The following is a 21,936-nucleotide window of genomic DNA, read 5'->3' as shown; positions in this document are numbered from 1 at the left end:
TAGCATCGCTAATGTGAGGATCGATCCGGAGCTGGCTGCCACCCTGGCCGCCGTCGCCGACGAGGGGACGCTCGATGCGGCCTCCCGGCGGCTGCGCGTGACGCCCTCGGCCGTGAGCCAGCGGCTCAAGGCGCTGGAGGAGCAGCTCGGACGCATCCTCCTCGTGCGCAGTAAGCCGGCACGGCTCACCGAGGCGGGCGAGGCCGTGGTGCGTCTGGCCCGTCAGGTCGCCCTCCTCGAGCACGACGCGCTGGCCGGCGTCGGCATCGACGACACCGGCTCCGGGCGCCGGATCACGATCCCTCTCGCGGTGAACGCCGACTCCCTGGCCACCTGGTTCCTGCGGCCGATGGCGCGCCTGTCAGCCGCCCATGACATCGACTTCGACCTGCACAGGGACGATCAGAACTTCACCGCGCGGCTGCTGGAGTCCGGCACCGTGATGGTCGCGGTCACGAGCGAGGAGACCCCGGTGGCCGGCTGCGCGGTGACTCCGCTCGGCGTGCTCGAGTACCGTGCCATGGCCGCGCGCGGATACGCGAAGCGATGGTTCCCGGACGGGGTGACCGCGGCGGCCCTGGCCGCGGCTCCCTTCGTCGACTTCGACCGCAGGGACACGCTGCAGCACGAGTGGCTCGCGGCGATGTCGGTGGGGCAGCAGGGCGTGCCCCGGCACTACGTCCCCGCCTCGCACGACTACGCGGTCGCCGTGTCACTCGGGCTCGGGTGGGGCATGGTGCCGCGGCTGCAGGAGTCGCGCGAGCTCGTGCCGCTCGGCGGACCGACGCTGCGCGTCGCGCTGTACTGGCAGCAGTGGAACCTGCGCTCGCCGCTGCTGGACACCATCGCGGCGGAGGTCGCCGCGGAGGCCGGTGGCGTGCTCGCCGCGCCCGGATCGGTCGGGGAGACGCGGCGCCGCTGACGGGACGGTGCTGGCGGAGCGGTGACGTCTTGTCCGCACGGTCTGCGCGGGATGAGCGACGGTCGTGCGCGGGATCGCCTTGTCTCTCCCCGAGGGCTCGGAGAGGATGCCAGCACGCGGGAGAATTCCCAGAGATCGGCTCGTCGGCGTTCCCCCGGACATCCGATTCCTGAGGGGGAACGACATGGCAACCACAACGACGCAGCGCAAGGTCCTCGCGGTGCTGGCGGGAGGACTCGTCCTCGGGGTGGGGGTGGCCGTCACTCTCGCCGCCTGGAACGACTCCGAGTTCGCGACCGGCACGTTCACCGCCGGCGCCTTCAACCTGGAGGGCTCGACCGACGGGACCACCTTCGCGGACCACGACGTCGACGCCGGCGGCACCGCGGCGACGCTGGCGTTCACGCTGCCCGCGGGTCTCGTCGGCAACATGTCGCCGACCGACACCGTCTACGCGGGATTCTGGGTACGCCTCGCGGCGGGCACCACCTCGGATGCCGACCTGGTGGCCGACGGCACCACCGCCGACCCCGCGGCGACGTCCAACGCGGACCACCTCGGCTACGCGATCTACCAGTTGGCTCCCGGAGCGACCTGCGATGCGGCCTCGGCTGTGGGCACCCCTGTCGCGACCGGCGCCACCCTCGACGCGCAGACCGGGGTCACCACGGTGCCGCTCACGGCCGGCGCGACGACCGCCGCGGCGGGCACCGCCGTCCAGCTGTGCTTCGCCGTCACGGCGGACGCGGCGCTGGAGCCCGGTCTCGTCACCGACGCGACGTGGACGTTCACGGCGACCTCGACGAACTGAGCAGGCCATGACGACCCGCAGGCGGATGCGGGAGAGGCGGAGGATCCGCTCCCGCAGAGTCAGGGCCGTGCTCGCCGGCGGACTGGTGCTCGGCATCGGGGCCACCGCGACCCTCGCGGCCTGGAACGACTCCGAGTTCGGCACCGCGACGTTCACCGCGGGGCGCTTCGACATCGTCGGGGCCGCCGACGGCGCGACCTTCGCGAGCCACGCCACGACCGGCGCCGCCGCCGTGCTGAACTTCCAGCTGCCGCCGACCGCCATGGCCCCCGGAACCACCACGTATGCGCTGTTCAGCGTCCGCACCGCGAACCCCTCGGTCGCGGGCGTCCTGCAGCTCACCGCAGGAACCCCAGGCGGCACGGGGCTCGCGGCGTACCTCACCTATGGCGTGCGCACCATCGCGGGCACGGCGCGCAGCGCGAGCACCTACCCCGCAGGCACCGCCGTGGTGGCCGACGGCTCGGCGCTCACCACGAGCGGCGCCACCACCCAGGCGGTCGCGGCGAACGGCGGCACCCAGGTGAACTACTGCGTGGCGGTGACGCTGCCGACCACGGCGCCCAACGCGGCACAGGGCCTGACCATGACGCAGACCTGGCAGATCCAGGGCACGTCGTCCTGACGGCGATGAGCACGAGCGAGAGGGGAGGGGCTATGACGGGGCTCACCAGGCGCGCGCTGCGCGAGCAGGCCGCGTCCTCTCCCGACACCGCGGCGGTGCGCCCGCCGGTACGGGGACTCGGCCGCGCGCTCGCGGACGTCCTGCTGTGGCTGGCCGCCGCGGCGGGGGCGGTGTGCCTCGTGCTGGTGGTCCTCGCGGTCACCGCGCAGATCACGCTCATCCTGTTCCGCACCGGCTCTATGTCGCCCACGATCCCCGCCGGCTCCGTGGCCGTCGTCCAGCGCGTGCCCGCTGCGCAGGTCGAGGTCGGCGACGTGGTCACGGTGGACCGGCCCGGACAGCTGCCGGTGACCCACCGCGTCACGGCCGTGCGGCCGGGGGCGACCGCATCCGAACGACTCCTCACGCTGCGTGGCGACGCGAACACGGCCGAGGACCCGTTCCCCTATCCGGTGACCTCGGTGCGGACGGTGCTGTTCTCGGTGCCCGGTGTGGCGGCGGTCGTCGTGGCGCTGGGGGACCCGGTGGTCCTGGGCGCACTGACCGTCGCGGCCACGACCCTCGTGGTGTGGGCGTTCTGGCCGCGCCTCCCGCGACGCGCCGGTCCGACGCAGCGGGAGTCGCCGTGACGCGCCGGGCCGCCTCCGCCGTGCTCGCGCTGGCGGCGTTCCTGGTGCTCGGGGTGTCATCGGCGGCGTGGGCAGCGCCCACGACCGAGGTGATCCAGGGCCGGGTGCTGCGGCTGGTCTCGGTCGCGGACTGGGAGGCTGCCCGCGGCCTGCTGCCGGGACAGTCCGTCGGGTGGGATGTGACCGTCAGCGCCAGGGCGCCCGAGCCCGGTTCCGTGCGCATCGGGGTGAGTGCCACCGGGGACGCGCCGCTGCGCCTCGATATCGCCCTGTGCTCGCGGCCGTGGCAGGGCGATGAGTGCCTGCCAGGAGCGACGCCTCTGCGGACGCAGTGGCGCATCCCCCGCGACGGTCGCGAGGTCGCGCTCACCGAGATCGCCGACACCGACACGGCGCACCTGCGCCTGACGATCGCGCTCGAACCGCACGACGGCGCCGGAAGCACCCAGGTGCGCGTGCTGGCACACGGGGCCGGAGAGACCGCGGTGGTCGGGCCGGGAGGCAGCCTGGCGGCGACGGGATCACCGCCGTGGCTGCCCGCGGTGCTCGGAGGTGCGGTGCTGCTGGCGGCGGGCGGGATCGCCATCCGGCGCCGACGCCGCGAGCTGCCACCCCCGGGAGGCGCATCATGAGCGGGCGGCGACGAGCGCTCGCCGGAGTCGTGGGCATCGCCGTGCTGCTCGGCGCGTCGTCGCTGTCGGCGATTCCCGCGACGGAGGCGTCGTTCTCCGACGGCGAGTACGCGGGCGGCACGTTCACGGCGGCCAGGCTCGCCACACCCGTCATCACCTCCTGCAGCGTGTCGAGCCTGCTCGGCACGTTCACCGGTTTCACCATCACGTGGACCTCGCCCTATCCCAAGGCGCAGCAGCGGCTGTCGATCAACAACGTGGCGGTCGACAACGGCTCGGTCAGCCAGGGCGGCACCGGGCCGTACACCTATTCCGCGACCATCAGCTCCGGACTCCTGAGCACCCTGCTCGGCAGCCTGCTGGGCTCTTCGAACACGGTGCGGGTCGAGGCCGTCCAGCCCGGGACGGCGTGGGTCTCACCGGCGGCGACGCGTACGCTCTCGGTGGGTGGACTGCTCGGACTCGGCGGAAACAACACGTGCACGTGACGCGGTGGCGGCGCTCCGCCGCGGGTTCAGTCGGCGAGGGCGAGGGCGCGGAAGGCGTCGCGCTCGCGCAGGTGCTCGCGCCTGCTGGAGATGGCCTCCGCGGTGCGGCCGGGCACCGCGCGGCCGGTCGTGCGGCGGTAGAGCTCGTCGATCAGGTCGGTGGCGAGTCCGACGAGCTTCGCGATCTCGCGCTCGTCGCGATCGATCCACACGCACCGGGGTTCGTCGTGCACGGGGGAGAAGTCCACATGCTCCTCCCACACGAACAGCGTGCGCTCGGCGCCCAGCACGTGCTGCTGCCACCACACCTGGCGCAGGTAGGTGCGGGGGATGCCGCGGAAGGCCTTATTCGTGGTCTTGATCTCGGCAAGGCTGATGCGTCCGCCCGCGTCGACCGCGATGCCGTCGGGCGTGGCCAGGTGCCGGTGCTCGACCTCGGCGCGGAAGAGCGCGGACGAGGGCATGATGCCGTGCGTCGCGGCGACCCAGGCCGCGATCTCCGGCTCCCGCCTCCGGCCGTGGTCGGTGTAGGCGTTGCCGCCGAAGCGGGGACCGCCGCCGAGCTTGGAGTCCGCGGCCCGCGCGATCGACCGCTCGCTGGTGAGCCCCGCGACATCGGTGGCGGTGATGCCCCGCGACCGGGCCCGCATCCAGGCCACGCGGTCGCGCGAGTCCGCGACGATGCGAGCGTGGAGTTCGGGGGTCACCTGAGAACCCTAACCCCGGGTGGGGACCCTGCCACCCTGTACACGCCGCCTCTGTACCCGTGGCGCCGGCGATTTGGGGCAGGCCCGGGGCTGGGGTAGAGTAGCGGTAACCGAAGACCGCTGGTCATCGTCGTGTGCGTCAGCACGCAGCGATCGAAGCTCTGCATCGCAGGGGCCCGCGCAGGTGTCACGAACTTCCGAGCTCCGTGCGCTTGCGCCGGAGCTCTTTTCTTTTGCAGGGGGTCGGAGGCCGGCGCCCCACCACCGTGCGGCGCCTCGTACACACCAAGGAGTGACCATGGCGCAGAAGGATGCATCGGTCAACGAGCTCACGAAGTCATTCGAGAACTCGAACGCCGTCCTGCTGACCGAGTACCGCGGTCTGACGGTTGCCCAGCTCAAGCAGCTGCGCAACAGCATCCGTCAGGACGCTGAGTATGCCGTGGTGAAGAACACGCTGACCAAGATCGCCGCCAACAAGGCCGGCATCTCCGCGCTGGACGAGGACCTCAAGGGGCCGTCGGCTGTCGCGTTCGTGCACGGTGACTTCGTCGCCACCGCCAAGGCTCTGCGTGACTTCGCCAAGGCCAACCCGCTTCTCGTGATCAAGTCGGGCATCTTCGAGGGCAAGGCCCTCACCGCCGACGAGGTCAACACGTACGCCTCGCTCGAGAGCCGCGAGGTTCTGCTGGCGAAGGCCGCGGGAATGATGAAGGCGACGATGGGCAAGGCTGCCGCCACCATCGATGCGCTTCGCGAAAAGCTCGAGACCGCCGAGGCCGCGTAAGCGTCCGACGTTCTCGTACAACAACCCCATCTATCTAGGAGATACATCATGGCGAAGCTTTCCACCGAGGAGCTGCTCGAGCAGTTCGCCGGCCTGACCCTCATCGAGCTCAACGAGTTCGTGAAGGCGTTCGAGGAGAAGTTCGAGGTCACCGCTGCTGCCCCCGTCGCCGTCGCCGGTGCTGCTGGCGGCGCAGGCGAGGCCGCGGCCGAGGAGGAGAAGGACTCCTTCGACGTCATCCTCGAGGCTGCTGGCGACAAGAAGATCCAGGTCATCAAGGCTGTCCGCGAGCTCACCTCGCTCGGCCTCGGCGAGGCCAAGGCCGTCGTCGACGGTGCTCCGAAGGCCGTCCTCGAGGGCGCCAACAAGGAGACGGCCGAGAAGGCCAAGGCTGCTCTGGAAGAGGCCGGCGCGACCGTCACCCTCAAGTAATTCCAGCGCACCAGCGCTTCTGCGAAGGCCCCGGGTTCCGCCCGGGGCCTTCGTGCGTCCCGGCCCTTCGTGCACCCGACCTCCGTGCAGCCGGGCCTTCGTGCATCCGGAGGCGGGAGACGCCGGAGCGCATCGGGCGCGCTCAGCGCGGCGCGGCCGTGGAGCTGCGCACGACGAGCGTCGAGGCCGCTGACACATGCTCGATCGGCGCGTCCGGCTCCTCCATCCGGCGGGTGAGCAGCCGCACGGCCTCGTGCCCCTGCTCCCGCGGCGACTGGCCGATCGTCGTGAGGGCGAACATGTCGGCGTGCTCGTGGTCGTCGATGCCCACCACGCTGAGCTCGGTCGGCACGGCGATGCCCAGGCGCCGCGCGGCGATCACGGCGCCGATCGCGGCCTCGTCGCAGACGCCGACGATCGCGGTCGGCCGGTGGCGGCGGTCGCCGAGCAGTCCCGCCGCCGCGGTGTAGCCGCCCGGCATGCTGGGGGCGGCGCCGATGACACGTTCATGCGACGACAACCCCGCCGCAGCGAGGGCGTCCCGGTATCCCTCCGCGCGGCGGGTGGCGCCGAAGCTCGCCTCCCCGGAGTCCGTGGCCCCGCCCATGAAGACGATGTCCGTGTGCCCGAGGTCGATCAGGTGCTCGGTGGCGATCCGTGCGGCGTCCACATCGTCGATGGACACCGCACTGGATCCCTCGCTGTACGGCCCGACGCTCACGAGGGGGAGCCCGGTGCGCTGCAGGCGCTCGAGCTCCCGGGCGCTGGGCTGGATCCCCACGGCGATGATGCCGTCGAACCGTCGACCGGGCAGCACGCTCTCGAACAGACGCTCCCTGGTCTGCGAGCCCTCGGGCACGCCGTAGAGGGAGAGGTCGTAGTCGAGGGCGAGGAGCGACTCCTGCACGCCGGCGAGCAGTTCGGCGAAGAACCAGCGGTCGACGGGGGGCATCACCAGCCCGACCGTCTGCGTGCGCCCGGTGGCGAGGCTGGTGGCGGAGGAGTGCGCGACGTACGCGAGGTCGGCGGCGGCATCGGCCACTCGGCGCCTGGTGTCCTCGGAGACGTAGCCACGCCCGCTCAGGGCCCGGCTGGCTGTCGCCTTCGACACCCCGGCACGCGACGCGACATCCGCGATCGTGCTCATCGGTCCTCCTCGACCAGGGTCCACGGCGGTGTGGGGATGGCGGCGGCGCGCTCGCCGGGAGACAGCGTAGCGGCTCGGCAGCGGAAAAGGAACCGGTTCCATACGATTGACGAGGGAGCGCTCCCATCCGCGGCACGTCGCTCGCCCCGAAAGGTTGTGAGCTTGTGACCCTTCTGTGTTGTGCGGGGCGCGAGGCCCCAGTATGTTGGCCTGGAATCGGTTCCCGATCGATGCCGGGGGTGGCGTCGCACGCACGGGACCCTGTACTCGAAGAGGAGAATTCACATGGCTCTGTCACAGCGTTCCCGGCTCGTCGTGCCGCTCGCCCTGATGGGTGTCGCGGGCATCGCGCTCGCCGGCTGCGGGGCTCCGGGCGGTGCGCCCAGTACCGGCGGCGGCGGAGGCGACGACGCCACCGTCACGATCTACGGGACCATCGTCGACGCGGAGGCCGAACTCCTCCAGGAGTCCTGGAAGGACTGGGCCGACGAGAACGGCATCACGATCAAGTACGAGGGCAGCCAGGACTTCGAGACGCAGCTCGGCACGCGCGCCCAGGGCGGCAACCCGCCGGACATCGCGATCTTCCCCCAGCCGGGCCTGTTCGCGGACTTCGCCAAGCGGGACTTCCTCAAGCCTGCGCCCGAGGAGGTCGAGAAGAACGCCAACGAGTACTGGACCGAGGACTGGGTCAACTACGGCACGGTCGACGGCACCTTCTACGGCGCGCCGCTGATGGCCAACGTCAAGGGCTGGATCTGGTACTCGCCGGCGAAGTTCGCCGAGTGGGGTGTCGAGGTGCCCAAGACCCTCGACGAGATGACGGCACTGACCGAGACCATCCAGGCCGCCACGGGCACGCCCGCCTGGTGCGCGGGCTTCGAGTCCGGCACCGCGACCGGCTGGCCCGGCACGGACTGGGTCGAGGACTACGTGCTGCGGCAGTCCGGTCCCGACGTCTACGACCAGTGGGTCACCAACGAGGTGAAGTTCACCGACCCGCAGATCAAGCAGGCCTTCGACTCGGTGGGCGCGATCCTGCTCAACCCGGCCAACGTCAACGCCGGATTCGGTGACGTCCGCTCGATCAACTCGACCGCGTTCGGCGATGTCGCGCCCGCGCTCGCCGCCGGCGAGTGCGCGCTCACGCACCAGGCGTCCTTCCTCTCGGGCTTCTACCCGGAGGGCACCACCATCGCCGAGGACGGCGACGTGTGGGCGTTCATGCTCCCCGGCGAGTCCGAGGACGACACCGCGGTCACCGGCGCCGGTGAGATCGTGGGTGCGTTCAGCGACTCCGAGGCGACGCAGAAGGTGCTCGCCTACCTGTCCAGCCCGGAGTGGGCGAACAGCCGCGTGAGCCTCGGCGGCGTCACCTCGGCCAACAACGGCCTCGACCCGGAGAACGCGAAGGACCCGATCCTGCAGGAGACCATCAAGATCCTGCAGGACCCGGAGACGACCTTCCGCTTCGACGCGTCCGACCTGATGCCCGGTGCCGTCGGTGCCGGAACCTTCTGGAAGGGCATGGTCGCCTGGGTCAACGGCACCTCCACGGACGAGGTGCTCACGCAGATCGAGACCGGCTGGCCCGCCAGCTGATCCGGGGAGAGGGGCCGCTCCGACCAGGGGCGGCCCCTCTGCACCCGCGGCGGCGCACAGTGAGGTGCGACGCCGACGATCCGTCCGCGTGAAGAAGGGGAATCCGTGAACGCGACAGTTTTCTTCCAGTGGATCGGCTCGCTCCCGCCGATCCTGCAGGCGGTCGCCGTGGTCATCGCGTTCGCGGTGGTGGTGGCGATCATCCTGCTCCTCGTGGACATCGCTCCACGACGGGGGCCGCTCTACACCGGCATCCGGCTGGCGATGTGTCTGCTCATCCCGCTCGCCGTGATGTGGTTCTTCAACTCCTACTACTGGGCGATGGGGGTGGCCGTCCTCGTCGGCGCCCTCTTCTTCTTCCTGGACTACCGCTCCCGCGACGGGGCGGGCTATCTGATCCAGCTCGTCGCCTTCATGGCGCCCGCGCTGCTGCTGCTGCTCGTCGGCCTGGTCCTCCCGTCGATCCAGACGATGTACTCCTCGTTCTGGAACTCCTCCGGCAAGGAGTTCGTCGGCCTGTCGAACTACTTGTGGATCTTCACGCAGTCAGACGGCATCACCGCCGTGATCAACACGATCATCTGGGTGCTGCTGGTGCCGACCGTGTCGACCATCGTGGGCCTCGCGTACGCGGTGTTCATCGACCGCACCCGCGGCGAGAAGATCTACAAGGTCCTGGTGTTCATGCCGATGGCGATCTCGTTCGTCGGCGCGAGCATCATCTGGCGCTTCGTGTACGAGTACCGCGGCCCGCAGTATGAGCAGATCGGTCTGCTGAACCAGATCCTGGTCTGGTTCGGCGGCACGCCGCAGCAGTGGCTGCTGAATGAGCCGTGGAACAACCTGTTCCTGATCGTGGTGCTGATCTGGGTGCAGACCGGTTTCGCGATGGTGGTGCTCTCGGCCTCCATCAAGGGCGTGCCGACCGAACTGCTGGAGGCGGCGGAGCTCGACGGCGCCAACGCCTGGCAGCGCTTCATCTCGGTGACGGTTCCCGCGATCCGGCCCGCTCTCATCGTCGTGCTGACCACGATCTCGATCGCCTCGCTGAAGGTGTTCGACATCGTGCGGACGATGACCGCCGGCAACTACGGCACGTCGACGCTCGCGAACGAGATGTACACGCAGTTCTCGAAGTTCGAGGCCGGCCGCAGCGCCGCGCTCTCCGTCATCCTGTTCATCCTGGTGCTGCCGATCGTGATCTACAACGCGCGCCAGATCAAGAAGCAGCGGGAGATCCGATGACCGACACCGTGAAGACCGAGACCCCGGCCAGCACCCGCGCGATCACGACCGGTGGCGGGTTCGACGCCGCGGCCGGACGTGCACGCAAGCGACTCTCCCGGCCGTGGGCGTCGATCGCTTCCATCCTCATCGCGTTCCTGTGGACGATTCCGACGCTGGGACTGTTCATCTCCTCGTTCCGCCCGCGCGACGACATCCAGTCGACGGGCTGGTGGACGTTCTTCACCGACCCGCAGGTGACGCTCGAGAACTACGTGGACGTGCTGCAGTCGGGCACCACGCAGCTCACGATCCTGGAGTCGTTCATCAACTCCATCGCGATCACCATCCCGGCGACCGTGGTCCCGCTGATGATCGCGGCGATGGCGGCCTACGCCTTCGCGTGGATCGACTTCAAGGGGCGCAACGCGCTGTTCATCTTCGTGTTCGCGCTGCAGATCGTGCCTATCCAGATGGCGCTCGTGCCGCTGCTGAGCTCGTTCTCCCGCGGCCTGAACCTCTTCGGACTGCAGGTCACGCTGCCGCTCGGTGCCTCGGACGGCTACGCGCAGGTGTGGATCGCGCACTCCATGTTCGCGCTGCCGCTGGCCATCTACCTGCTGCACAACTTCATGTCCGAGATCCCGGGGGAGATCATCGAGGCGGCCAGGGTCGACGGCGCCTCACGGGGGCAGATCTTCTTCCGGATCGTGCTGCCGCTGACCATGCCGGCGATCGCCTCGGTCGCGATCTTCCAGTTCCTGTGGGTGTGGAACGACCTGCTCGTGGCCCTCGTGTTCGCCGACGGTGCCGCCGCGCCGATCACGAAGCTGCTGGCCGAGATCACCGGAACACGCGGCAACGACTGGTACCTGCTCACGGCAGGAGCCTTCGTATCGATCATCGTGCCGCTGATCGTGTTCTTCGCTCTGCAGCGCTACTTCGTGCGAGGGCTGCTGGCGGGCTCCACGAAGGGCTAGACACCGCACCACCACGACGGGGCGTCGCCCGCGGACTGCACGACAGTCGCGGCGGCGCCCCGTCGACGTGCCCGCACGCGGCATCGGGCGATTTCGCGCTTTCGCGTAATGAACTGCCCTGGAGTGCGTCTCTCGTGCAGGGACATTCTGGGGATGTCTGCCCAGGGGTGGGCGGATCGCACGGGTGCTGGGGCAGTCGTGCAGGTGGGGCTTCGGGGTGTTCGGATGTGTTCATTCGCGTCGGCAGGACCAGAAGCCGCCCGCTCGCACTGTGCGAGCATCGGGGACATTCGGGCCTGGCGACAGAAGCCAGAAGGAAACCGATGAGTGTTGTAGGAGTGAGATCGCCCGGGCGCAGAGCGCGCGCGATCGCGGGGGCGGCGGTCGCCGCACTCGCCGTGATGGGGTCTCTGCTGGTGCCGAATCTCTCGGCATCCGCGGCGACGGGGCCCGACGGCAAGACGCAGGAGACGGCGGCGGCGTCGTGCTGGGAGATCAAGCAGAACAACCCGGCCGCGACGAACGGCGTGTACTGGCTGGTCACTCCGGGGCTGGTGTATCCGCAGCAGTTCTACTGCGACCAGACGACCGACGGCGGCGGGTGGGTACTCGTCGGCCGCGGCCGCGAGGGCTGGAAGGAAGGCTACAACGGCCTCGGCACCCCGGAGGCGGTGGCGAACACGCCCACCGGACCGGCGGCGTTCGCGCCGGCGGAGCTTCCCGCGAAGACGGTGGACGCGCTCATCTACGGCAGGCGCGTCGACGCTTTGACGGACGGAATTCGCGTGCAGCGTGCGACGAATGCTGAGGGATCCAACTACCTGAACCTCCGCATCCATCTGAAGGACCGTGACCGGTGGGTGTGGACGTTCGGTGCCCAACATCTCGTGAACAGCTGGGAGTTCGGATTCCCGGTGTTCTCCTCTGGAACGGGCGGCACGACGAGCAACCTCACCGGCCAGACCGGACTATACAACGTCGTCTTCTCGCAGCGGGCGACGCACGGCTACCGCATGGGGTGGGCGTACGGCTCTGCGGTCACTGGCACCACGGATGCGTCGTCGTATCTGTGGGCGCCCACAGGACAGGGCTACGCGACGCCGTTCACGCAGGTGTACTTGCGCCCGCGGCTGCTGCTGTCGGATATGGACTTCGGCACGGTGCCCACCACAGGCACCCCGGCCAGCACCCTGCCCGCGATCCCGAACACGTACGCCAGCAAGACGGCGTGGGGGGTGTCGGGTCTCGCCAACGGGCTGACGAACGAGAACAACGTGGAGGTCGCCGACTTCGGCGAGGTCGCCGGCAAGGTCTTCGTGGGCGGCAACTTCCAGTTCGTGCAGCAGACCAAAGACGGCGTCGGCCAGGTCGAGCAGCCGTTCCTCGCCGCCTTCGACGTGAAGACGGGGGAGTGGATCTCCACGTTCCGCCCGAAGCTCGACGCGCAGGTGAAGTCGATCCAGGCGCTGCCGGACGGGCGCCTCGCGATCGGCGGACAGTTCTCCACGGTGAACGGCACGGCACAGCCGGGTCTCGCGATCCTCGACCCGGCGACCGGGCAGCTCTCGGGTTGGCAGGTCAAGGCGGAGCATCGGGCGACCGGCGCCACGCCGTACATCAAGGACCTCGACGTGCAGAACGGCTACCTCTACGTGGCCGGTGCCATGACGCACCTCACGTCCGTCTCAGCCACGCCGACCACCGGTTCCGCGTGGAACGGCGGGCGCATCGTGCTCGCCACGGGCAAGCCGGACACGAACTGGAACGCGAACCTGAACGGCACGGCCGCGGCGGTCGACGCGAACGCCCAGGGCGACCGCGCCTACTTCTCGGGCTACTTCAAGATGAAGTCGACCACATCGACGCCGTCGGCGGCAGCGATCCAGACCACGGCCGGCGCGCCGCTGGTGTCGCCGCTGTGGGTGCCGAAGTTCAGCAAGGCCACCATCAACGCCGACGGCACGTACTCCGGCAACATCTGGCAGCTCGGCGTCGTCGAGGTCGGCGGCCGCGTCTGGCTCGGCGGCTCGGAGCACTCGATGGTCTCGTACGACCGCAACACGTTCGAGCGGCTCAGCGGCTCCATCACCCGGTCGGGCGGAGACCTCCAGACGGTGGAGACCAACGGCTCCGTGGTGATCGGCGGCTGCCACTGCGGCGACTACGTCTACCACGACTCGTACAGCTTCAGCACCGTGCAGGACGGCTGGACAGAGGCGGACAAGATCAACCTCATGGGTGCGTGGGATGTGAAGACCGGGAAGTACATCCCGGACTGGTCGCCCGCGGTGGAGGCCCGGGCCGGCTATGGCGCCTGGGGCACATTCTTCGACAGCACCGGAACGCTGTGGGTGGGTGGCGATTTCAACCGTTCGCAGTTGTCGACGGGGTCGGAGCAGTGGTCGGGTGGTTTCGTCCGGTTCGCGCCGCGTGATGCGGTGGCGCCGTCGACGCCGGGGGCGATCACGTCGACGCCGAACGCGGACGGGGTGACGACGACGTTGTCGTGGGGGGCGTCGACGGATGCGGCGAAGGTCACGTATGAGGTCCTGCGGGGCAATCGGGTGATCGCGACCACGACGTCGACGTCGTATGTGGTGCCGGTGTCGTCGACCGCGACGGACTACTTCGTGCGGGCGCGGGATGTGGTGGGCAACCGTTCGGCGTCGACGGCGGCGTTCACGGTGGCTCCGGCGTCGTCGACCGCGTTGACGATGGTCGCGAATGGTGACACGTGGTCGTGGCGGTACTCGTCCGACGTGCTGCCGACGAACTGGAATGCGACTGGGTTCGATGCGTCGTCGTGGGCGACGGGTAAGGGCCTGTTCGCGCGGGGTGTGTCGGGTGCGGGGACGAACATCGATCCGACGAACCTGGCCACGAAGCCGTTGAGTGCGCAGTTCCGGAAGTCGTTCACGGTGGACGATCCGACGACGGTGGTCGACGGGAAGGTGTCGGTGGTCGCCAACGATGGGGCGGTGGTGTATCTGAACGGGGTGGAGCTCGGTCGGGTGCGGATGCCCACCGGCACGATCGGTCAGAACACGCTCGCGACGACGGCGGTGTCCAACGCGACCGCGGTGGGCAGCCGGGCCGTGTTCACGGTCCCTGCCGGGGTGCTGGTGCAGGGCACGAACGTGCTGGCCGCGTCGATCCATGCGAACTACCGCACGACCACGGACCTGAGCTTTGATCTGGCGTTCACCGCCGAACGCGGCACCGCTCCGGCGCCCGCGCCGAACGCGGTGACCGGACTGACGGCCACACCGTCGGCCACCTCGGTGGCGCTGCGGTGGACGGCGCCGTCGAGTGGGACGGCCCCGGCGACGTATGTGATCACCCGGAACGGGGTGAAGGTGGGGACGGTGACCGCTCCGACGACCTCGTTCACGGACACGGGCCTGACCGCGTCGACCGCCTACACCTACACGGTCAGCGCCGTCGCGGCGGCGGGCACCAGCTCCACGCCGGTGTCGGTGTCGACGACGACCACCGCGGTAGCTCCGGTGGGGCCGCCGGTGTCGGTGCCGGCGGGGTCGTCGTGGTCGTGGCGGTACTCGGCGGACGTGCTGCCGACGACCTGGAACACGACCGGGTTCGACGCGTCGTCGTGGGCGACGGGGGCGGCGGTGCTGGGTCGGGGCACGACCGTGGCGACGAACATCGACCCGACCAACCTGGCCACGAAACCGCTGAGCGCCCAGTTCCGGAAGACGTTCACGGTCACCAGTGCGTCGACGGTGAAGGACGGGACGGTGTCGGTGATCGCCGACGACGGGGTCGTGCTCTACCTGAACGGGGTCGAGCTGGATCGGGCGAATCTGCCCACCGGCACGATCACCCAGAACACCTACGCCACGGCGGCCCCGCGGTCGACGACGGCGGCGGGTGCGAAGGTGACGTTCCAGGTCCCGGCGAAGCTGCTGGTGGAGGGCACCAACGTCCTCGCCGCGAGCGTGCACGCGAACTATCGCACCACGCCCGACCTCAGCTTCGACCTCGTCCTCACCATGCCCCGGTAACCCCGGGAGCAGACGTAAGGGAACACACGAAAGGACACGGGAAGGGAACACACCCGGAGGGCCGGCCGCCACACGGTGACCGGCCCTCCGGCACGCCCCGTGTTCACCTCCGCAGCGCCCCGGGCTGAGCGGTTCCCGTCCGCGCCGCTGCGACCGGCCCTCCGGCGCGCCCGCTCGGGCGCCGGCCTTCCCGCGAGGCGGCCACCGCGTCAGTGTGCGCTGCGGGTCGCCCAGGTGGCCGCCTCGCGCGGGGAGTCCACCAGGAGGGCGTCCACGCCGAGGCGCGCGAGCTCCCGGTAGCGCGCAGCATCCGCGACGCCGATGGCCATGAGGTTCACGCGGTCCTTCGGGTCGAGGCACGACACCGCCTCGGCATCCCAGGGAGTGACCTCCACCTCGGTCGTCGCGGTGCCCAGCGTGAAGGTCTCGCTCACCGTGACCGTGCGGCGGTCCTCGAACGCCATCCACGTCCCGGCGGCGGGGGGCGTATCGCACCGGTGCGCGAGGGCGATGTCGAGCAGCCGTGCGCGCGTCACGTCCCGGTCCTCCGCGACCTGCACGTCGCCCGCCTCCCTGGCGCGTCCCGTCGCCGCGGCGTCCGTCGAGGTGATCACGGTGTGATCGACGCGGCCGCTCCGGCGGAGCAGGGTCACGACCGCATCGGCGAGCGCCACCGGATCCGCCTGCTTCAGGTCGAGGAAGAGGGGCACGTCGGCCGGGACCTCGGAGAGCGCCTGCGCGAGCGTGGGCAGCAGAGCGGGGGTCGAGCGATAGGGGGTGTCCGCGGAGCCTCGGGGGCTGAAGTTCCACCCCGCATTGAGCTGCGTGAGCTCCGCGGCGGTCTTCTCGGCGACCATGCCCGCCCCGTTCGTGTTCGCCGCGAGATCGACCGGGCGGTAGAGCACCGGGATGCCGTCGCGGGACAGTTGCACGGTGAGCCACAGGGCGTCAGCGCCGTCCTGCAGAGACCCACGGATGCCTTCGAGGGTGTTCTCCGGATAGTCGGCGGTGCCCGCCCGATGCGCCACGATCAGGGGGTTCTTCGTCGCGCTTCCCCGTGCATGACCGTGGTGCCCGGGGGATTCTCCGGGCCGGGCGGTGCGTTCCGGGGCGGCAGTACTCGCGGGGGGTGTGACGTCGTCGGCTCCCGGAGCGGATCCTCGCGATGCGCCGAGAAACGGCAGCGCGGAGCCGAGGGCGAGGACGGCGGCGGCGCGCAGCCAGAAGACGGATGGTCGGACGGTCATGTGCTGCTCCTTCGGTCGGAGCTCCGCCGCGACCGGAGCCGTGGTCGAGGCAGAGCGAAACACTCGACAGGCGGCGGCCCCGGGGGCGACCGGCACCCGCAGGCACGCTAACATTTCGCGCGCGATCAGCCGGAATACCGTCCGCAGCCGTCTCCGTCATACCGGTGTGGGGCGCTCGTCTGCCGCCGTATCCTGGGCTCATGCGCTACGCGGACTCCATCGTCGACCTCGTCGGCGACACGCCCCTCGTGAAGCTCCACCGCGTCACCGAGGGTGTCGCGTGCACCGTCCTCGTGAAGCTCGAGTACCTGAACCCCGGCGGCTCGTCGAAGGACCGGATCGCCACCCGCATCATCGATGCCGCGGAGGAAGCCGGTGACCTCACGCCCGGCGGCACCATCGTGGAGCCGACCAGCGGGAACACCGGCGTCGGGCTCGCGCTGGTCGCACAGCAGCGCGGATACCGCTGCGTCTTCGTGCTCCCCGACAAGGTGGGAGAGGACAAGATCGACGTGCTCCGCGCCTATGGGGCCGAGGTCGTGGTGACCCCCACCTCGGTCGCCGCCGACAGCCCGGAGTCGTACTACAGCGTCAGCGATCGGCTCGCCAGGGAGATCCCCGGCGCCTTCAAGCCGAACCAGTACGAGAACCCGAACGGGCCGCGCAGCCACTACGAGACCACCGGCCCCGAGATCTGGCGCGACACCGAGGGCGCCGTGACGCATTTCGTCGCGGGCGTCGGCACCGGCGGCACCATCACCGGCACGGGCCGCTACCTGCGCGAGGTGTCCGAGGGGCGGGTGCGGATCGTGGGGGTCGACCCCGAGGGCAGCGTGTACAGCGGCGGCACCGGGCGGCCGTACCTGGTCGAAGGCGTCGGGGAGGACATCTGGCCCGGTGCCTACGACCCCACCGTCCCGCACGAGATCGTGGCCGTGAGCGACGCCGAGGCGTTCGAGATGACACGGCGGCTCGCCCGCGAAGAGGGCATCCTCGTCGGAGGATCCAGCGGCATGGCCGTGGTCGGCGCGCTCCGCGTGGCGCGCGAGCTTCCCCCCGAGGCGGTGATGGTCGTCCTGCTGCCGGACGGGGGTCGCGGCTACCTCGGGAAGATCTTCAACGACGGATGGATGCGCTCCTACGGCTTCAGCGATGTGGAGGAGGGGGAGACCGTGGCGGACGTGCTCGCGGCGCGCCCCGCGCGGCAGGGCCAAGGGCTCCCGGAGCTCGTGCACGCACACCCCACGGACACCGTGCTGGAAGCCATCGCGATGATGACCGAGTACGAGGTGTCGCAGCTCGTCGTGCTGAGCGCCGAGCCGCCCGTCATGATGGGCGAGGTCGTGGGAACGGTCGATGAGAAAGGGCTGCTCGACCTGCTCTTCCGCGGAGACGCCGAGCCGACGGACGCGGTGGGTTCCCACGTGGGGGAGCGGCTCCCGCTGATCGGCATCCACGCGCCGGTGGCACAGGCGCGCGCTGCCCTCGCCGACGCCGACGCCCTGCTCGTGACGGAGGACGGCAAGCCGCACACGGTCCTCACCCGGCAGGACCTGCTCGCGTACCTGGCACGCTGACGCGCGGCGTAACAGGGGCAACCCGCGCGGACGGCCCGGTCGTAGGCTGAGGTCATGTCCGAGCATGCCTTCGCCACCCGAGCCATCCACGCGGGACAGGCGCCCGACCCGACCACGGGCGCCATCATCCCGCCGATCTACCAGTCGTCCACGCACGTGCAGGACGGCATCGGCGGCTTCCGCGACGGCTACGAGTACAACCGGGCGGGCAACCCCACGCGCTCCTCTCTGGAGACGCAGCTCGCGGCGCTGGAGGGCGGCGTCGACGCCCTGTCGTTCGCGTCCGGGCTGGCCGCGGAGGACGCCCTGCTGCGGGGCATACTGAAGCCGGGCGATCACGTGCTACTCGGCAACGACGTGTACGGCGGCACGTACCGCCTGTTGACCAGGGTGCTGGCGCCGTGGGGCATCGAGACCACGACGGTGGAGCTGTCGGATATCGACGTGCTGCGCGCGGCCATCCGTCCGGAGACGCGGATCGTGTGGCTGGAGACCCCGAGCAACCCGCTGCTCAAGATCGTGGACATCGCACTGATCGCCGAGGTCGCGCACGCGGCGGGCGCGCTCGTGGTGGTCGACAACACCTTCGCGTCGCCGGCGCTGCAGCAGCCGCTGGGCCTCGGCGCCGACCTGGTCGTGCACTCCACCACCAAGTACCTGGGCGGGCACTCCGACGTGCTCGGCGGCGCCGTTGTGTTCGGAGACGACAGGTTCGTCGAGCAGGTGAAGTTCCAGCAGTTCGCGGTCGGTGCCGTCTCGGCGCCGCTGGACGCCTGGCTCACGACGCGCGGCATCAAGACGCTCGCGGTGCGCATGCACCAGCATTCCGAGAACGCCCAGGCGATCGCGGAATGGGCGGCGTCGCGGCCCGAGTTCGCGCAGGTGTACTACCCGGGTCTGGCCGCCCACCCCGGCCACGCGGTCGCCGGGCGGCAGATGATCGGCTTCGGCGGCATGCTGTCGCTCGGCCTCGCCGCCGGTGCCGACGCCGCCCGTGCGTTCGCCGAGAGCACGGAGCTGTTCCAGCTCGCGGAATCGCTGGGCGGCGTGGAATCGCTGATCGGCTATCCGCCGGAGATGACGCACGCCTCGGTGCGCGGCACCGAGCTGGCCGTGCCGGAGAACGTGGTGCGGCTGTCGGTCGGCATCGAGGATGTGGCGGACCTGATCGCCGATCTGGAGCAGGGGCTCGCGCGCATCGCCCGCTGACCGTCCTGCCCGATCGGAGGCGCCCCGCACTGCGCGGGGCGCCTTTCGGCTTCCGGTGCGGTGCCGATGGGCGCGGTAGCATGAGGGGTTCGTTTCTCGAATCGATTCGACATCGCCCTCGACACCGGAAGGACCTCGTGCCCGACGCGCCGCGCACCGACTCCGTTCCCACTCCCGCATCCGCGCCGACGTCTCCGCCCGCGCCCGATTCCGTCCCGCCCGCACCCGATTCCGTGCCCGCCGAGCGCACCGCGACCGGCAGCATCCGCACCTCCACAGCGACCGGCGCGATCCGCACGCTGGGCTCGAACCCCGAGACCGCGCCGGTCATGCTGCACCCCGGCGACGCCCTCTCCCTCGGCCGCCGCACGCTCTCCATCATCCTGCTGGGCGCGCTGACCGCGCTCGGGCCGTTCACGATCGACCTCTACCTCCCGGCGTTCCCGCTGCTGGAGGAGGACTTCCAGACCACCGCGGCCGCGATCCAGCTGACCCTGACAGGGACCATGATCGGCTTCGCGCTGGGACAGCTCGTCGTGGGGCCGCTCAGCGACAAGGTGGGCAGACGCGTGCCGCTCATCGCCGTCACCGCTCTGCACGTCCTGGCGAGCCTGGGTGCCGCGTTCGCGCCGGACCTCGGCCTGCTCAGTGCGGCCAGGGTGCTGATGGGGATCGGGGCGGCCGCGGGCGGCGTCGTCGCCATGGCGATCGTGCGGGACCTGTTCGGCGGACGACGCCTGGTGGTCATGCTCTCCCGGCTCGCGCTCGTGTCGGGTGTCGCCCCCGTGGTGGCTCCGCTCATCGGCTCGTGGCTGCTCACGCTGATGCCGTGGCGGGGGATCTTCGGAGTCCTCGCCGCATACGGCGTGGTGATGCTGCTGTCGACCGTGCTCTTCATCCGCGAGACGCTGCCGGTCGCCCGGCGAAGGGACCGCGGCGGCGCCACCATGCTGCAGCGCTATCGCTCGGTGCTCACCGACCGGGTCTTCCTCGGTGTGCTCGTGATCGGCGGCATGACCTTCTCCGGACTCTTCTCGTACCTCTCCGCCTCGCCGTTCCTGTTCCAGGTGACGCACGGGCTGGACGCGCAGCAGTACGGTCTGGTGTTCGCGGTCAACTCGCTCGGGGTCGTCGTCGGCGTGCAGACCGCGTCGCGGCTCGCCGCTCGGTTCGGGCCGCAGTGGGTCATGGCGTACTCGACCGCCGTGCTGCTGCTCGCCGGCTCCGCCATCGTCGTGACCGATCAGCTGGGGCTGGGGCTCTGGGGAACACTCATCCCGCTGTTCGTGTTCATGACGGCATGCGGGTTCACCATGCCCAACGTGCAGGTGCTCGCGCTGGATCGACACGGGAAGGCGGCCGGCACGGCCGCGTCGATCATCGGCGCCACGAACTTCGGCGTCGCGGGGCTCGTCTCCCCGGTGGTCGGGTGGATCTCGCACGACGCGGGGATCACTGCGACCAGCATGGCCTCGGTGATGGTCGGCTGCTCGGCCGTCGGCATCCTGGCGCTGTGGCTCGTCGTGCGTCCGCGCACGGTGGGCATGCTGGCTCCGTGAGCTCAGGGCGACGTCCCGAGGATCCAGGCGGCATCGGTCAGAATGGGACGATGAACCGACGGATGCTGCTCTGGTGGGGCGTCGCCTGCCTTCTCCTGGCCACTGCCCTGGGCGCGCTCGTCGTGTCCGTCTTCCCGAAGGCGCCCGCGTTCGACCAGTGGTGGAACGAGACGATCGCGCGGATCAGGGCCGAGTGGATGCTCGACTTCGCGCTCGCGCTCAACTGGATCGGCGGCGGATGGGTCGCCATCCTCGGGGTGCCGTTGCTCACGATCCTGGTCCTCGTGCTGGTGCGGCGATGGCGGGGTGCGCTGTTCGCGGCGATCTGCTTCCTCGCGAGCGCGGCTGCCGTCCAGCTGCTGAAGAACATCTTCGGACGGGCGCGGCCGGACGACATGCTGGTGGTGAGCGACTACGGCTCATTCCCCTCCGGGCACACGGCGAACGCCGCCACGATCGCCCTGGTGCTGTGGGTGCTCTTCCCGCGGGTGTGGATGGCCATCGCCGGTGCGCTGTGGGTGGTCGCGATGGCGCTGTCCCGCACGTTCCTGTCGGTGCACTGGGCCACCGACACGCTCGGCGGCGCGCTCGTCGGCGCCGGGGTGGTGCTCGTGCTCGCCGCCTGGCTCCTGCCGTGGGTCGTCGGAGCCCAGGAACGCGTCGACGGCGCCGATAGGCTGAGCGCTACCTGACCCCAGCCGAGGAGCCCCCGTGTCGCGCATCCGTCCGTACCGTCCGTCCGATCGTCCTGCGATGTACGAGATCTGCCTCGAGACGGCGGACGCCGGCGACGACGCGACGGGAATCCTCTCGGACGACGACCTCTGGGGTGCGCTGTTCGCCGTCCCCTACGTGGAACGGCACCCCGACCTCGCCTGGGTGGTGGAGGGCGAGGACGGGCACGCGATCGGCTACCTCGTCGCGACCGACGACACCGACGCGTTCTACGCCTGGTTCCGCGACGAGTGGTGGCCGACCCTTCAGGAGCGCTACCCCCGACCGGCGGCGCCCGCGAGTCGCGAGGAGCGGCTGATCGACTACGGCTACACCCGCGCGCCCGGGGTCGAGCCGCACGCCGCCGCCTACCCGGCGCACCTGCACATCGACCTGCTGCCCGAGACGCAGGGCCAGGGGCTGGGTCGTCGTCTCATCGAGACGCTGTTCGCGGAGCTGCGGCGCCGCGGGGTGCCCGGCCTGCACCTCGGCATGGACCCGGCGAACGCGGGGGCAGCCGCGTTCTACGACCGGCTGGGGATGATCCGCCTCGCGGAGACCCCGGGCGGCATCACCTACGGCGTGCGCTTCGACGACGAGCAGTAGGCCGGTCGCAGAGACG

Annotated in this window: 20 protein-coding genes; 17 read left to right on the top strand and 3 right to left on the bottom strand. The window is 70.3% G+C overall.

What is annotated here, in order from left to right:
* Positions 1-13: 13 nt before the first annotated feature.
* The 6 genes from M3C17_RS08895 to M3C17_RS08870 all read left to right on the top strand — a co-directional run bounded on the left by M3C17_RS08895 (position 14) and on the right by M3C17_RS08870 (position 4,107).
* Positions 14-922: a LysR family transcriptional regulator ArgP gene (locus M3C17_RS08895; RefSeq protein ID WP_259977299.1), complete on the top strand. Its 909-nt coding sequence runs from the start codon at positions 14-16 to the stop codon at positions 920-922.
* A gap of 184 nt (positions 923-1,106) precedes the next feature.
* A complete protein-coding gene (locus tag M3C17_RS08890; protein WP_259977298.1) occupies positions 1,107-1,733 on the top strand; it encodes a SipW-dependent-type signal peptide-containing protein in 627 nt (208 codons plus the stop codon).
* A gap of 7 nt (positions 1,734-1,740) precedes the next feature.
* Positions 1,741-2,358, top strand: coding sequence for a SipW-dependent-type signal peptide-containing protein (locus M3C17_RS08885; RefSeq protein WP_259977297.1), 618 nt, complete (start codon positions 1,741-1,743; stop codon positions 2,356-2,358).
* A 32-nt stretch (positions 2,359-2,390) separates the two neighbouring features.
* Positions 2,391-2,987: a signal peptidase I gene (locus M3C17_RS08880; RefSeq protein WP_259977296.1), complete on the top strand. Its 597-nt coding sequence runs from the start codon at positions 2,391-2,393 to the stop codon at positions 2,985-2,987.
* Positions 2,984-3,619, top strand: a complete 636-nt coding sequence (locus tag M3C17_RS08875; RefSeq protein ID WP_259977295.1) for an LPXTG cell wall anchor domain-containing protein — start codon at positions 2,984-2,986, stop codon at positions 3,617-3,619. Before M3C17_RS08880 ends, M3C17_RS08875 begins: the two co-directional genes overlap by 4 nt.
* The gene (locus tag M3C17_RS08870) at positions 3,616-4,107 is read left to right on the top strand and encodes a hypothetical protein (RefSeq protein ID WP_259977294.1); all 492 of its coding nucleotides are present in this window, start codon (positions 3,616-3,618) and stop codon (positions 4,105-4,107) included. The genes M3C17_RS08875 and M3C17_RS08870 overlap by 4 nt, the downstream gene beginning before the upstream one ends.
* 26 nt (positions 4,108-4,133) lie before the next feature.
* On the opposite strand, the gene M3C17_RS08865 is transcribed toward M3C17_RS08870, so the two are convergent.
* Complete coding sequence (locus tag M3C17_RS08865) at positions 4,134-4,814, bottom strand: YqaJ viral recombinase family protein (RefSeq protein ID WP_259977293.1); 681 nt, start codon at positions 4,812-4,814, stop codon at positions 4,134-4,136.
* 298 nt (positions 4,815-5,112) lie between these two features.
* Here M3C17_RS08865 and rplJ point away from each other — a divergent pair, with 298 nt between their 5' ends.
* Both rplJ and rplL read left to right on the top strand, forming a co-directional pair.
* Positions 5,113-5,601, top strand: coding sequence for a 50S ribosomal protein L10 (rplJ, locus tag M3C17_RS08860; RefSeq protein ID WP_101848489.1), 489 nt, complete (start codon positions 5,113-5,115; stop codon positions 5,599-5,601).
* A 48-nt stretch (positions 5,602-5,649) separates the two neighbouring features.
* Positions 5,650-6,033, top strand: coding sequence for a 50S ribosomal protein L7/L12 (gene rplL / locus M3C17_RS08855; protein WP_025104227.1), 384 nt, complete (start codon positions 5,650-5,652; stop codon positions 6,031-6,033).
* A 142-nt stretch (positions 6,034-6,175) separates the two neighbouring features.
* Here the strand turns inward: rplL and M3C17_RS08850 are convergent, their stop codons facing one another.
* Complete coding sequence (locus M3C17_RS08850; RefSeq protein ID WP_259977292.1) at positions 6,176-7,180, bottom strand: LacI family DNA-binding transcriptional regulator; 1,005 nt, start codon at positions 7,178-7,180, stop codon at positions 6,176-6,178.
* A gap of 285 nt (positions 7,181-7,465) precedes the next feature.
* Here M3C17_RS08850 and M3C17_RS08845 point away from each other — a divergent pair, with 285 nt between their 5' ends.
* The 4 genes from M3C17_RS08845 to M3C17_RS08830 all read left to right on the top strand — a co-directional run bounded on the left by M3C17_RS08845 (position 7,466) and on the right by M3C17_RS08830 (position 15,008).
* Positions 7,466-8,782: an ABC transporter substrate-binding protein gene (locus tag M3C17_RS08845; RefSeq protein ID WP_259977291.1), complete on the top strand. Its 1,317-nt coding sequence runs from the start codon at positions 7,466-7,468 to the stop codon at positions 8,780-8,782.
* Positions 8,783-8,887: 105 nt separating this feature from the next.
* Positions 8,888-10,027, top strand: coding sequence for a carbohydrate ABC transporter permease (locus tag M3C17_RS08840; RefSeq protein ID WP_259977290.1), 1,140 nt, complete (start codon positions 8,888-8,890; stop codon positions 10,025-10,027).
* Complete coding sequence (locus M3C17_RS08835; protein WP_259977289.1) at positions 10,024-10,986, top strand: carbohydrate ABC transporter permease; 963 nt, start codon at positions 10,024-10,026, stop codon at positions 10,984-10,986. The genes M3C17_RS08840 and M3C17_RS08835 overlap by 4 nt, the downstream gene beginning before the upstream one ends.
* Positions 10,987-11,324: 338 nt before the next feature.
* Positions 11,325-15,008, top strand: a complete 3,684-nt coding sequence (locus M3C17_RS08830; RefSeq protein WP_259977288.1) for a fibrinogen-like YCDxxxxGGGW domain-containing protein — start codon at positions 11,325-11,327, stop codon at positions 15,006-15,008.
* Positions 15,009-15,217: 209 nt separating this feature from the next.
* On the opposite strand, the gene M3C17_RS08825 is transcribed toward M3C17_RS08830, so the two are convergent.
* Positions 15,218-16,255 (bottom strand): glycerophosphodiester phosphodiesterase family protein, encoded by a 1,038-nt coding sequence (locus M3C17_RS08825; protein ID WP_259977287.1) that lies wholly within the window; start codon positions 16,253-16,255, stop codon positions 15,218-15,220.
* A 200-nt stretch (positions 16,256-16,455) separates the two neighbouring features.
* Here M3C17_RS08825 and M3C17_RS08820 point away from each other — a divergent pair, with 200 nt between their 5' ends.
* The 5 genes from M3C17_RS08820 to M3C17_RS08800 all read left to right on the top strand — a co-directional run bounded on the left by M3C17_RS08820 (position 16,456) and on the right by M3C17_RS08800 (position 21,920).
* Positions 16,456-17,832 (top strand): cystathionine beta-synthase, encoded by a 1,377-nt coding sequence (locus M3C17_RS08820; protein WP_259977286.1) that lies wholly within the window; start codon positions 16,456-16,458, stop codon positions 17,830-17,832.
* 54 nt (positions 17,833-17,886) lie between these two features.
* Complete coding sequence (locus tag M3C17_RS08815; RefSeq protein WP_259977284.1) at positions 17,887-19,041, top strand: cystathionine gamma-synthase; 1,155 nt, start codon at positions 17,887-17,889, stop codon at positions 19,039-19,041.
* Positions 19,042-19,370: 329 nt separating this feature from the next.
* On the top strand, positions 19,371-20,600 hold the full coding sequence (locus M3C17_RS08810) for a multidrug effflux MFS transporter (protein WP_259977338.1): 1,230 nt from the start codon (positions 19,371-19,373) through the stop codon (positions 20,598-20,600).
* A 50-nt stretch (positions 20,601-20,650) separates the two neighbouring features.
* Entirely contained in the window at positions 20,651-21,292 is a 642-nt protein-coding gene (locus M3C17_RS08805; protein ID WP_259977283.1) for a phosphatase PAP2 family protein, read from the top strand.
* Positions 21,293-21,311: 19 nt separating this feature from the next.
* Positions 21,312-21,920, top strand: a complete 609-nt coding sequence (locus tag M3C17_RS08800; RefSeq protein WP_259977282.1) for a GNAT family N-acetyltransferase — start codon at positions 21,312-21,314, stop codon at positions 21,918-21,920.
* The last annotated feature ends 16 nt before the right edge of the window (positions 21,921-21,936 follow it).

Origin of the sequence: Microbacterium sp. p3-SID336 (assembly GCF_025143365.1) — a bacterium.
Lineage (GTDB): Bacteria > Actinomycetota > Actinomycetes > Actinomycetales > Microbacteriaceae > Microbacterium.
Note: the sequence above shows the minus strand (reverse complement) of the source record. Positions and strands in the feature narration are given on the sequence as shown.

What these genes read in the sequence shown, in the direction of transcription:
- M3C17_RS08885 (WP_259977297.1), top strand. Translation starts at nt 1,741, where the DNA reads ATGACGACCCGCAGGCGGATGCGGGAGAGGCGGAGGATCCGCTCCCGC.
- M3C17_RS08880 (WP_259977296.1), top strand. Translation starts at nt 2,391, where the DNA reads ATGACGGGGCTCACCAGGCGCGCGCTGCGCGAGCAGGCCGCGTCCTCT.
- M3C17_RS08825 (WP_259977287.1), bottom strand. Translation starts at nt 16,255, where the DNA reads ATGACCGTCCGACCATCCGTCTTCTGGCTGCGCGCCGCCGCCGTCCTC.
- M3C17_RS08835 (WP_259977289.1), top strand. Translation starts at nt 10,024, where the DNA reads ATGACCGACACCGTGAAGACCGAGACCCCGGCCAGCACCCGCGCGATC.
- M3C17_RS08805 (WP_259977283.1), top strand. Translation starts at nt 20,651, where the DNA reads ATGAACCGACGGATGCTGCTCTGGTGGGGCGTCGCCTGCCTTCTCCTG.
- M3C17_RS08845 (WP_259977291.1), top strand. Translation starts at nt 7,466, where the DNA reads ATGGCTCTGTCACAGCGTTCCCGGCTCGTCGTGCCGCTCGCCCTGATG.
- M3C17_RS08850 (WP_259977292.1), bottom strand. Translation starts at nt 7,180, where the DNA reads ATGAGCACGATCGCGGATGTCGCGTCGCGTGCCGGGGTGTCGAAGGCG.
- rplL (WP_025104227.1), top strand. Translation starts at nt 5,650, where the DNA reads ATGGCGAAGCTTTCCACCGAGGAGCTGCTCGAGCAGTTCGCCGGCCTG.
- M3C17_RS08890 (WP_259977298.1), top strand. Translation starts at nt 1,107, where the DNA reads ATGGCAACCACAACGACGCAGCGCAAGGTCCTCGCGGTGCTGGCGGGA.
- M3C17_RS08815 (WP_259977284.1), top strand. Translation starts at nt 17,887, where the DNA reads ATGTCCGAGCATGCCTTCGCCACCCGAGCCATCCACGCGGGACAGGCG.
- M3C17_RS08870 (WP_259977294.1), top strand. Translation starts at nt 3,616, where the DNA reads ATGAGCGGGCGGCGACGAGCGCTCGCCGGAGTCGTGGGCATCGCCGTG.
- rplJ (WP_101848489.1), top strand. Translation starts at nt 5,113, where the DNA reads ATGGCGCAGAAGGATGCATCGGTCAACGAGCTCACGAAGTCATTCGAG.
- M3C17_RS08820 (WP_259977286.1), top strand. Translation starts at nt 16,456, where the DNA reads ATGCGCTACGCGGACTCCATCGTCGACCTCGTCGGCGACACGCCCCTC.
- M3C17_RS08810 (WP_259977338.1), top strand. Translation starts at nt 19,371, where the DNA reads ATGCTGCACCCCGGCGACGCCCTCTCCCTCGGCCGCCGCACGCTCTCC.